Below are 11,277 nucleotides of genomic sequence, written 5' to 3' on the forward strand. Positions count from 1 at the left end.
ACCCTGTCATGGACGTCGCCGAGCGGCCACCGAGTTGTCCGGTGCCGGCGTCTCCCTCACTCGCCGACCCGGGCGACCTCCGCCGCTTGATCCGGTCCGGCGTTCAGCAGAACCTCGAATCCGTCGGCGTCCAGGATCGGCACCTTCAAGCCGACCGCCTTGTCGTATTTCGATCCCGGCGACTCGCCGACCACGACGTAGGACGTCTTCTTCGACACTGAGCCCGACACCTTGCCGCCGCGGCTGGTGATCGCCTCGGCCGCGCTGTCCCGGCTGTAACCCGGCAACGTGCCGGTGACGACGAAGGTGAGCCCGGCCAGGGTCTGCTGGCCCAACTCGCGTTCCTCGGCCTTCATCTGCGCACCGGCGGCCTGCCATTTGGCCACGATCTCGCGGTGCCAGTCGACCGCGAACCAGTCCACGATCGCCTGCGCCAGCGTCGGCCCGACGCCCTCCACCTCGGTCAGCTGCTCGACCGACGCCTCGGCGATCCTGTCGATGTCGCCGAAGGCCGCGGCAAGATCGGGTGCGACCCCCGGACCGAGGTGGCGAATCGACAGCGCCACCAGGAAGCGGTCCAGCGGACGCTGTTTGGCATCCTGCAGATTGGTGATCAACTTCGCGCCGTTGGCCGACAGCCGTCCCGACTTGGTGCGAAAGAATTCCGTTGGCAGCAAGGCGTCCTCGTCCAGGTCGAACAGATCACCCTCGTCGGTGATCAGCCCCGACTCCAACAGCGCGTGCGCCGCCGACTCCCCCAGCACCTCGATGTCCAGTGCCGAGCGTCCAGCCAGATGGAACAGGCGCTCGCGCAGCTGGGCCGGGCAGGACCGGCTGTTGGGACAGCGGATGTCTGCGTCGCCCTCCTGCTCGGGTCGCAGCTCGGTGCCACAGGACGGGCAGTGGGTCGGCATCACGAACTCGCGTTCGTGCCCAGAGCGCAGATCCACCACCGGGCCGACGATCTCGGGTATCACGTCACCGGCCTTGCGCAGCACGACGGTGTCGCCGATCAGCACACCCTTGCGCTTGACCTCGGAGGCGTTGTGCAACGTCGCGAATCCGACCGTCGACCCGGCGACGACGACCGGCTCCATCGCCCCGTACGGAGTGACCCGGCCAGTGCGTCCGACATTGACCAGGATGTCGAGCAGTTTGGTGTTGACCTCCTCGGGCGGGTATTTGTACGCGATCGCCCAGCGCGGCGCGCGGGAGGTGGAGCCGAGCTGGTCCTGGACGCCGCGCTCGTCGAGCTTGATCACCACGCCGTCCAGCTCGTGCTCGACCGAGTGCCGGTGCTCGCCGTAGTAGCCGATGTAGGCCCAGACCTCGTCCAGGGTCTTGCACAGCTTGGTGTGCGAGCTGACCGGGATGCCCCAGCCGGACATCGCCTCGTACGCCTCGGACAGCCGGTCGAGCTGCCGGTAGCCCTCGACGACACCGAGTCCGTGGGCGATGAAGCCGAGGTTGCGGCTTGCGGTCACCCGCGGATCCTTCTGCCGCAATGATCCGGCCGCCGAGTTGCGCGGGTTGGCGAACGGCGGCTTGCCGTCGGCGACCAGCGATTCATTCAGCTTGGTGAAGTCCTCGACCGACAGGAAGATCTCGCCACGGACCTCGAGCAGGTCGGGGATCCGGTCTCCCGCGAGCCGGGCCGGGATCGCACTGATGGTCCGGACGTTGTCGGTGACGTCCTCACCGACTCGACCGTCGCCGCGGGTCGCGCCCTTGACCAGGCGGCCCTGCTCGTAGGTCAGATCGATGGCCAGCCCGTCGATCTTGAGCTCGCAGAGGAAACCGGACCGCTCGATCTGCTGCTGGCCCAGCTCGCGGATCGCCCGCTGGGCCCAGCGGTCCAGTTCGTCGGAGCTGAAGGCGTTGTCCAGGCTGAGCAAACGCTGCAGGTGCTCCACCGGAGCGAACGTCGATCCCGGTGGCGGGCCGACCTTCTGGGTCGGGGAATCGGGCGTCCGCAGCGACGGGAACTCCTCCTCGAGATCGGCCAGCTCGCGCAACCGCTGGTCGAACTCGGCATCGGACACGGTCGGCGCGTCCAGGATGTAGTAGCGCCAGCGTGCGTCATCGACGATCTCGCTCAGCTCGGCGTGCCGCTGTCGTGCTTCGGCGGTCGGCTGGCGGCCGGCCGTCGTGGCCGTCTCGTCGGGGAGCTCGGGGGTCTCGGTCACAACGGCAATCTAGTCGCCGGTCCTGACATCGCCCCGGTGACGCGTACACCCCCGGGCGAGGCCGCCGAGGGCCGAAACAAATCACCGGAAACTGTCCGGCGTCAAGGCTAGGCTGCCCGGGTTCGGGGTGGATTCGATCCGGCTCACCGACGACGGAGGTCCATGTTCGGGATTCTGAGGCTGGGGCTGCAAGTCGCGAAAAGAGCGACCGTCATCTCACTGATCGCCGCGCTCGTCGGTGCGGGGACCGCAATCATCCTGCCGGTGCTGACCGGGCGGGCCATCGGTGGTGTGCCGGGGCTGATCCACCACGGCTGGACCGGGCCGTACGTCGGCATCCTGGTCGGGCTGCTGGCCGCTCTGGCGATCAGCAATGTGACCGGCGTTCTGGGCCAGACCGGGATCGAGCTGGCCGACGGTCCGATCCGCCGCGAGATCCTGCTGCGGATCGGCTGGGCGCTGTCCCACGACCCCGATCTCACCTCACTGGAGGATCCGCGCACCGCCGATCTGGTGCAGAAGATCAGATCCCGGGAGTGGGAGATCTCGATGGGCTATCAGATCCTCACCGCAGTCGCCACCCGCCAGTTCCCGGCCCTGATCGGCACGGCGATCACTCTCGGGATCGTGCTGACCTGGTGGGCGCCGATCCCGATCGTGATCGTGATCGCCATCAACGCCGAGTACCTGCGGCGGGTGATCACCACCCAGATGGACGTCTGGTCCGGCCAGGCCGAAGGACTCAAGCACGCGGCGTACGCATTCGAGCAGGGCATGGGCAAGGCAGCCAAGGAGATCCGGATCTTCGGGCTCGCGGACTACCTGCGGGCCCGCATGATCGACTTCGCGATGGAGGGCTACCGGCCCTACTGGGCACGGCGGTGGAAGGACGCCGGCACCAGTGTGGTGCTCGGTGTCATCCGGGTGATCACCACCCTGGGCACCATCGCGTACGCCGCCTGGCTGGCGGTCAGCGGCCGAATCGACCTGACGACCATCGCCACCGCGATCCCGTTGATCATGGCGATGGCCGAGACCGATCTGTGGATGATCGGCCAGCTGCAGCGGGCCGGGACGACCTACGGCTGGCTGGAGCAACTCGCACCGGCACGTCAGTACCTCGCCGACGCCGGCCGTACGGCAGCGCCGATCACCTCCGGCGACGGGGCACCGGTCGTGATCAAGGACCGTGCCACTGACAGCGGCGCCGCCACCGTCGGAGCCACGGCACGGCCCGCTCCGCCGGCGATCGTCTTCGACGAGGTGAGCTTCCACTATCCCGGCAGCGACCGGCTGATCCTGGACGGACTGAACCTCGAATTGCCGGCCGGGGAGCCGGTGGCCCTGGTCGGAGTCAACGGCGCAGGCAAGTCGACGCTGGTCAAACTGCTCGCCGCCGGCTATCTGCCGACCCGCGGTCAGGTGCTGGTCGACGGAGTCGATCTTGCCTCGCTGGAGGTCGACGAGCGGCGCGACTGGCAGCGTCGGGTCGCGCCGATCACCCAGGAATTCCTCCGGCTGCCGCTGCCGGCGGGCGACAACGTCGAGCTCGGATCCGGCCGGGTCTGGGCCGGCCGGCTGGATCCCGACCCGCTGCCGGACACCACCACTCTGGACGCGGTGGCCGAGCGCGCCGGAATCACCGACCTGATCCACCGGCTGCCGAAGGGCTGGTCCACCTCGCTGGACAAGACGATGCCGGACGGGACCGACCTGTCGGGCGGCGAGTGGCAGCGGATCGGGCTGGCTCGTGCGCTTCGTGCGGTCGCCGCCGGCGCCCAGGTGCTGGTGCTGGACGAGCCGGCCGCGGCCCTGGACGTCGAGTCCGAGGCACGGCTGGTCGGCGGCTACCTCGACCTGGCCCGGTCGGTCACCTCCTTGATCATCTCGCACCGGTTCTCCGTGGTCCGGCCGGTGCCGTTGATCTACGTGCTGGACGGCGGCCGGATCACCGAGCGCGGCAGCCACGACGAGCTGATGGCGGTGCCCGACGGCCGCTATCGCGCGATGTTCACGATGCAGGCCAGCCGGTACGCCGAGGCGGAGGCCGAGGTACGGGCAGCGACGGAGGCGGGCGAATGATCGAACAGCTGGCGGCAGCGGTCAGCACGATCAAGTTGTGGATGACCACCGCATTCAAGGCCTCACCGGGTCTGTCGCTGCTGATGTGCATCAGCGTGGTGCTGTCCTCGGTGCTGAGTCCGCTGCAGGTCTATGCGATCAAGCTGGTCGTCGACGGCATCAGCCAGCACACCTCGGTGATGTCGGGAGTGGTGCTGCTCGGCGTCTGCCTGCTGGTCACCGCAGTCTCCGGGAGTTTCGCCGGCCCGATGGGCGACACCCTGGACGAGAAGGTCTACTGGTATGTCCATGACGACCTGCTGCGGCTGACCGCCGGCATCCCGTCGATCGGCCACCACGAGGACCGCCGGCTGGCCGACCGGATCGCATTGATCGAACAGGACCGCAACCAGCTCGCCGGCGTCTACCGGATGCTGTCGGTCGTCGGCGGCGTCACCGGGACGATCACCGTGGTGGCGATGCTCTGGTCGGTTTCACCGGTGCTGTTGCTGCTGTTGGTGCTCGCCCTGGCCGTGGCCGGCGTTCAGGCCCGCGGCTGGCAGCAGCAGCGCAAGCTGATCCGCGAGCAGGAGCATCTGCGCCGGCTCGGCACCAAGATCACCGATGCCCTGACCGAGCCGCCGACCGGCGTCGAGGTGCGAAGCTTCGGCCTGGGCCGGACCCTGGTGACCGTCGCGGCCGACATCATCAGCCTGCGCCACAACCGCTACAGCCGGATCACCAGCCGCTTCGCCAGGCTGGTGTCCGGCGGCTGGGTGATCTACGGCGTCGGTTACGCGATCGGCCTGATCTGGCTGCTGGCCCGGGCCCGGGCGGGCGCGGCCACGATCGGCGATGTGACGCTGCTGCTGCTGGTCGGCCCGCAGATCAACACCACCGCACAGGCGATGACCAACAACGTACGGATGGTGATCGGCGCGCTGGACTCCTTCGGCCGGTACCAGTGGCTGCGCGACTACGAGGCCTCGCACGACTGGCAGGCGAGCCAGGCCGAGCCGCCCGACGCGCTCACCGACGGCATCCGCTTCTCGGGTGTGTCCTTCGGCTACCCGTCGGCGATGGACACCGAGGTGAAGGCTCTCGACGGCGTCGACCTGTTCCTGCCGGCCGGCACCACGATCGCCTTCGTCGGTGAGAACGGCGCAGGCAAGTCGACCCTGGTCAAGCTGCTGGCCCGGTTGTACGACCCGACCGAAGGCCAGGTGCTGATCGACGGCGTGCCGTTGTCGACGATCGACCCGCTGGCATGGCGCAAGCGGATCTCGGCCGGCTTCCAGGACTTCGCCCGGCTGGAATTCCTGGCGGCCGACTCGGTCGGCGTCGGTGATCTTGACCTGCGCGAGGACCGGCAGCTGATCAGCACCGCCGTCGGCGCCGGCCAGGCCGGTCCGGTGATCACCGGCCTGATCGACGGCCTGGACACCCAACTCGGCCGTCAGTTCACCGGCGGTGTCGGATTGTCGGGCGGCCAGTGGCAGCGGCTGGCGCTGGCCCGCGCGTTCATGCGGACCAGGCCGCTGCTGATGTTGCTGGACGAACCGACCGCGGCGCTGGATCCGGAGGCCGAACAGGCGATCTACGAGGAGTACGGCGCCAGCGCCCGCAGGTTGGCGGCCGAGACCGGTGCGGTCACCGTGCTGGTGTCGCACCGGTTCTCGACGGTCCGGATGGCTGATCTGATCGTGGTCGTCGCCGGCGGCCGGATCAGCGAGCTCGGCAGCCACGTCGAGCTGATGGCGGCCGGTGGCAGGTACGCCGAACTCTTCACCCTCCAGGCCGACGCCTACCGCTGACCGTCAGTCGGCCAGCTGGTCGGTGACGATGTCGGCCGCCTTGCGGACGGCGCGTAGGGCGCCCACCGCCGATGCCCGGTCGAAGCGGGCCAGCCCGCAGGCCGGGGTGATGATCATCCGACCGGCGACGTCCGGTTCCAGTCCGAGGGTCCGGACCGCGCGCAGCACCCGCTCGCCGACCCGATCCGCTGACCACTGCCGGCCGGCAGCCGGTCCTGTCGCCGGGCTGGTGGACAGCGCACCCGCACCCAGCCACAGGCCGTCGGTCATCGCCTGGCCGATCGCATCCCAGTCGGCGGTGCCGAGTTGATCAAGGTCTACCAGGACTCCGCCGAAGCCGGCCTTGTGGACCAGCTGCACCGGTACGCCGCGGGCACAACTGTGCAGCCACACCCGCGGGAGAGTCGACTGCTCCGCCGGCCGCAGGGCGGCCGAGACCGCCTCCGCCACAGACTGCAGCGAGTCGCTGACCTCCGGAACATCGACCTTGCGGTGCTTGGAGAAGCCGCTCGCGGTGGCGATGTCGCCGGCCAGGACCGCCGGCAGGGCGGGCTCGTCCAGCTGTACGACCAGGTCCAGGGCCGGCAGTCGCCGCTGCAGATCATCGACCAGTTCGGCGATTCCCTCGGCCAGCGACTGGGTCAGCTCCCGCCGCGCGCCGTGATCAGCGAGCAGTCGGTCGCCGCGGGGCCGCTCGACCGAGGCCGCCATCGTCCACGGCCCGGCAATGGCGATCTTGAACGGACCTCGGTAGTCCTGGGCAACCTCCTCGAGTTGATCACGATCATCGCGCAGCGTGGCCCTGGCCCGGAGTTGATCGCGGCCGGGCGCATCGGTCAGTCGCCAGCCGGCCGGTTGCAGGTCGGCGCCCAGGCCGGACAGCACTGCTATCCCCCGGCCGATGATCTGCGAGCCGACGCCGCGCGCCGGCAGCTCCGGCAGGAAGGGCAGCTCCGGCGCCTCGTCGAAGCTGATCTTGAGCGCCTCGATCAGGTCGGTGCCGGGCCAGGAGCCGATGCCGGTACTGCGGATCGGCGCGAACTCGTCTGCCATCAGGATCCGACGGCCGGCTCAGGCCCGTGCGGCCGAGATCGTGGCGCTGCCCAGCACTCGCGTACCGTCGTAATAGACGACCGCCTGGCCCGGTGCTACCCCGGTCAGCGGCTCGTCCAGCACGACGCCGACCCGGTCGGCACCCGCCGTCACGGTCGCCGGCACCATCGAGCCGTGGGCCCGGACCTGCACCTGCGCGACCCAGGACCCATCGCGTACGCCCTCGGTCCAGGTCGGCCGGATCGCGTCCAGTTCCCGTACGTCGAGATCCTCCCGGGAGCCGACGGTGACGGTGTTGTCGACCGGGGAGATGTCCAGCACGTAGCGCGGCTTGCCGTCGTCGGCGGGAGTGCCGATCCGCAGACCCTTGCGCTGGCCGATGGTGAAGTGATGGCTGCCGTCGTGCTCGCCCAGCTGGTGGCCGTCCTGATCGACGATCGCGCCCGGACGGCTGCCGAGCTGCTTGTCCAGGAAGCCCGCGGTGTCGCCGTCGGCGATGAAGCAGATGTCGTGGCTGTCCGGCTTGTCGGCGACCGACAGGCCGCGACGCTCGGCCTCGGCCCGGACCTCGCTCTTCAGCGAACCGCCCAGCGGGAAGTAGGACCGCTGCAGCTGGGCCTGGCTCAACACGCCCAGGACGTAGGACTGGTCCTTGCTGTCGTCCACCGCTCGATGCAGCGCGACACCATGATCATCACGGACCAGCCGCGCATAGTGCCCGGTGCAGACCGCGTCGAAACCGAGCGCGATCCCGCGGTCCAGAACGGCGGCGAACTTGATCTTCTCGTTGCATCGCACACACGGGTTGGGCGTCCGGCCGGCGGCGTACTCGGCGACGAAATCGTCGACCACGTCCTCGGCGAACTGGTCCGAGAGATCCCAGACGTAAAAGGGAATGCCGAGCACATCGGCGGCCCGGCGCGCGTCGTGGGCGTCCTCCTTGGAGCAGCAGCCACGAGCGCCGGAGCGGAAGGACAGCGGATTCTTCGACAGCGCGAGATGGACACCAGTCACGTCGTGCCCGGCCTCGACCGCGCGGGCAGCGGCAACCGCCGAATCCACACCGCCGGACATTGCAGCCAGCACCTTCACGATCGCGTCCTTTCTCGTCGAACCTCGACCATTGTCTCCTCAGCCGGCACGCCGGGCCAATTCGACCGCCCCCGGAAGCACCGCCAGCAGCCGGTCGACGTCGACGTCGGTGCTGGTGTGGCCGAGGGAGAACCGCAGCGACGACCGGGCCTGGATCCTGGTCCGGCCCATCGCTTCCAGCACGTGGCTGGGCTCGGAGACGCCGGCGGTGCACGCCGACCCGGTGGAACTGTCGATGCCGTGCTGGTCCAGCAGCATCAGCAGGTTGTCGGCCGAGCAGCCGCCGAAGGACAGGTTCGCAATGCCGGGCAGCGATCCTGCCGGATCGCGGATCCCGTTCAGCTCGGTGCCGTCGATGGTCGTCAGAACGGTATCGATCAGCCGGTTGCGCAGCGTACGGATCCGGTCCGACTCGCGCGTGAGCTCATCGACGGCCGCTCGCAGGGCAGCCGCCATTCCCGCGATGCCGGCGACGTCCAGGGTGCCCGACCTGACGTCACGTTCCTGACCGCCGCCGTGCTGGACCGGGGAGAGCCGGAAGTCGCGGCGTGCCAGCAACGCCCCGGCCCCTACCGGTCCCCCGAACTTGTGCGCCGACAGCGACAGTGCATCGAGCCCGGAGCCGGCGAAGTCGATCACGGTGTGCCCGACTGCCTGGACGGCGTCGGAATGCACCGGCACCCCGGCGGTCCGGGCGGCGGCAGTGATCTCGGCGACCGGAGCGAGCACGCCGGTCTCGTTGTTGGCGTACATGATCGATACCAGCGCGATCTGCTCGGCATGCCCGGCCAGTGCCGCCCGCAGTTGATCAAGGTCGACCCGGCCGTCGTGATCGACCGCGATCAGGACGACCGTCGCTCCGTCACTCGCCACCGACTCGACCGACTCCAGCACTGCATGGTGTTCGACGGTCGAGGTGATCAACACCGGGGCGTCCGGGTGGGCCCGGAAGGCGCCCTTGATCGCCAGGTTGTCGGCCTCGGTGGCACCAGAAGTGAAGATCACCTCTGCCGGATCGGCGCCCAGGCAGGACGCCACAGATTCCCTCGACTCCTCCACCACCCGGCGGGCCTCGCGCCCCGACGTGTGCAGCGACGAGGGATTGCCGACCCGGGTCAGCTCTGCTGTGATCGCAGCGATCGCCTCGGCGCGCAGCGGGGTCGTGGCGGCATGATCGAGATAGCTGCGCGACGTGATCAGACCCCGCTGATCATGCTGGTGATCATGCTGGTGATCATGGTGATGGTCACTGCTTGTGCTGCCTGACGGCCTCGGTCACCGCAGGCAGCACGGCGTGCAGATCGCCGACGACGCCGAGATCGGCCAGCGCGAAGATCGGCGCCTCAGGATCTTTGTTGACCGCGACGATCGCCTTCGAGGTCTGCATGCCGGCTCGGTGCTGGATCGCTCCGGAGATGCCGGCCGCGATGTAGAGCTGCGGCGAGACCGTCTTGCCGGTCTGGCCGACCTGGTAGGCGTGCGGGTACCAGCCGGAGTCGACGGCGGCGCGGGAGGCGCCGACGGCTGCACCGAGCGCGTCGGCCAGCTCCTCGACCGGCCCGAAGTTGCCTCCGGTGCCCCGGCCCCCGGAGACGACGATGCCGGCCTCGGTGAGCTCCGGACGGCCGCTGACCGCCTTCGGCTCGGTCTTGACGATCCGGGCGCCTTTCGAAGCCTCGGAGACGGTGAAGCCCAGCGGCTCGGTGGTCGGCTCGACCGGCGCCGCTTCCGGGCTGGTCGCGTTGGCTTTGACCGTGATCACCGGAGTGCCGTGGGTGACCTGGGAGCGTACGGTCCAGTTGCCGGCGAAAACCGACTGGGTGACCAGCGGACCATCGCCCGGCCCGCCATCGCCGGGTTGTACGTCCACGGCGTCGGTGATCAGGCCGGAGCCGAGACGCACGGCCAGCCGGGCAGCGATCTCCTTGCCTTCCGGGGACGAGGTGAGCAGGACCGCGGCGGGCTGCACCTTTTCGACCGCGGCCGCGACGGCGTCCGCCTTGGGCGCAACCAGGAATTCGCCGAAGGCCGGGTCATCGGCGGTCAGCACGGAGCCGGCACCGTACTGCCCGAGCGTCGGCGCCACATCACCCGCACCCAGCACAACGGCCACCGGGTCACCGAGCCGCCGGGCCAGCGTGAGAAGTTCCAGCGACGGCTTGGTGACTGCGCCCTCGACGGACTCGACCACAACCAGCACCTGTGCCATATTCGTCATTCCTCTCAGATGTACTTGCCGGCGACCGGTCAGATGTACTTACCGGAAACCAGGAACTCGGTCAGCGCTGCGGCGCCCGACCCGTCCTCGTCGGTCACCTGCCGGCCGGCCTCCTTGGGCGGCCGCGGCGTGGTGTCCTTGACGGTCGACCAAGCGTTGGCCAGGCCGACCTGTCCGTTGACTTCGGCGTCGAGATCGAGATCATCGATCTCCCAGTCGTCGACCGGCTTCTTCTTGGCCGCCAGGATGCCCTTCATGGACGGGTAGCGCGGCTCGCCGGACTGGTCGGTGACGCTGACGATCGCCGGCAAGGCCACCTCGATCGTCTGGCTCGCGGTGTCGCCGTCGCGGCGAATGGTCGCCGTGGTCCCGGCCAGGGACAGCGTCGCGCCCAGAGTGGCGGCCGGCCAGCCGAGGCGTTCGCTGAGCATCGCCGGGACCACGCCCATGGTGCCGTCGGTGGAGGCCATGCCGGCGACCACCAGGTCCGGTTCGAGTTTGCGGATCGCGGCGGCCAGGATCGCGCTGGTCGCCAGGGCGTCGGAGCCGTGCACCGACTCGTCGTTGATGTGCACGCCGGACGTGGCGCCCATCTGCAGTGCCCGCTTGATCGCGTCCGCGGCGTCGTCCGGTCCGAGGGTCAACGCGACCACCTCGACGTCGCCTCCCGAATCCTGGGAGTCGGCGAGCTGCAGAGCCTGTTCGACCGCGTACTCGTCCAGCTCCGAGAGCAGGCCGTCGGTCGCCTCGCGGTCGACCGTGCCGTCATCGGCGAAACCTCGATCACCGGTTGCGTCGGGTACGTACTTGACCAGCGTGACGATCTTCATGTCCCTCGCTTCTTCTCCGTTGA

8 protein-coding genes are annotated in these 11,277 nt (G+C 69.2%); 2 read left to right on the forward strand and 6 right to left on the reverse strand.

The genetic code is table 11. The features are described from left to right. Positions 1–56 precede the first annotated feature (56 nt). Entirely contained in the window at positions 57–2,186 is a 2,130-nt protein-coding gene (ligA, locus tag IEY07_RS05865) for an NAD-dependent DNA ligase LigA (RefSeq protein ID WP_188894225.1), read from the reverse strand. A gap of 162 nt (positions 2,187–2,348) precedes the next feature. Between ligA and IEY07_RS05870 the strand changes: the two genes are divergently transcribed. Together IEY07_RS05870 and IEY07_RS05875 are read left to right on the forward strand one after the other, a co-directional pair. Continuing rightward, positions 2,349–4,268 (forward strand): ATP-binding cassette domain-containing protein, encoded by a 1,920-nt coding sequence (locus IEY07_RS05870; RefSeq protein ID WP_188894226.1) that lies wholly within the window; start codon positions 2,349–2,351, stop codon positions 4,266–4,268. Next, complete coding sequence (locus IEY07_RS05875) at positions 4,265–6,061, forward strand: ABC transporter ATP-binding protein (RefSeq protein ID WP_188894227.1); 1,797 nt, start codon at positions 4,265–4,267, stop codon at positions 6,059–6,061. The genes IEY07_RS05870 and IEY07_RS05875 overlap by 4 nt, the downstream gene beginning before the upstream one ends. Positions 6,062–6,064: 3 nt before the next feature. On the opposite strand, the gene IEY07_RS05880 is transcribed toward IEY07_RS05875, so the two are convergent. Genes IEY07_RS05880 through IEY07_RS05900 form a run of 5 tightly spaced genes read right to left on the reverse strand, consistent with a single transcriptional unit; the run spans position 6,065 to position 11,254 of the window. Then, positions 6,065–7,114 (reverse strand): uroporphyrinogen decarboxylase/cobalamine-independent methonine synthase family protein, encoded by a 1,050-nt coding sequence (locus IEY07_RS05880; RefSeq protein WP_229669744.1) that lies wholly within the window; start codon positions 7,112–7,114, stop codon positions 6,065–6,067. Between the two features lie 18 nt (positions 7,115–7,132). Then, positions 7,133–8,206 (reverse strand): tRNA 2-thiouridine(34) synthase MnmA, encoded by a 1,074-nt coding sequence (gene mnmA / locus IEY07_RS05885; protein ID WP_229669745.1) that lies wholly within the window; start codon positions 8,204–8,206, stop codon positions 7,133–7,135. 39 nt (positions 8,207–8,245) lie between these two features. Continuing rightward, positions 8,246–9,406 (reverse strand): cysteine desulfurase family protein, encoded by a 1,161-nt coding sequence (locus IEY07_RS05890; RefSeq protein ID WP_308422921.1) that lies wholly within the window; start codon positions 9,404–9,406, stop codon positions 8,246–8,248. Between the two features lie 46 nt (positions 9,407–9,452). Then, the gene (locus IEY07_RS05895) at positions 9,453–10,415 is read right to left on the reverse strand and encodes an electron transfer flavoprotein subunit alpha/FixB family protein (protein WP_188894228.1); all 963 of its coding nucleotides are present in this window, start codon (positions 10,413–10,415) and stop codon (positions 9,453–9,455) included. A 38-nt stretch (positions 10,416–10,453) separates the two neighbouring features. Then, a complete protein-coding gene (locus IEY07_RS05900; protein WP_188894229.1) occupies positions 10,454–11,254 on the reverse strand; it encodes an electron transfer flavoprotein subunit beta/FixA family protein in 801 nt (266 codons plus the stop codon). Between the last annotated feature and the right edge of the window lie 23 nt (positions 11,255–11,277).

The sequence above is a fragment of the Microlunatus endophyticus genome (genome assembly GCF_014646195.1).
GTDB lineage: Bacteria > Actinomycetota > Actinomycetes > Propionibacteriales > Propionibacteriaceae > Microlunatus > Microlunatus endophyticus.

Coding starts and splice junctions, on each gene's coding strand:
- IEY07_RS05900 (WP_188894229.1), bottom strand. CDS start 11,254: ATGAAGATCGTCACGCTGGTCAAGTACGTACCCGACGCAACCGGTGAT.
- IEY07_RS05895 (WP_188894228.1), bottom strand. CDS start 10,415: ATGGCACAGGTGCTGGTTGTGGTCGAGTCCGTCGAGGGCGCAGTCACC.
- IEY07_RS05880 (WP_229669744.1), bottom strand. CDS start 7,114: ATGGCAGACGAGTTCGCGCCGATCCGCAGTACCGGCATCGGCTCCTGG.
- IEY07_RS05875 (WP_188894227.1), top strand. CDS start 4,265: ATGATCGAACAGCTGGCGGCAGCGGTCAGCACGATCAAGTTGTGGATG.
- IEY07_RS05870 (WP_188894226.1), top strand. CDS start 2,349: ATGTTCGGGATTCTGAGGCTGGGGCTGCAAGTCGCGAAAAGAGCGACC.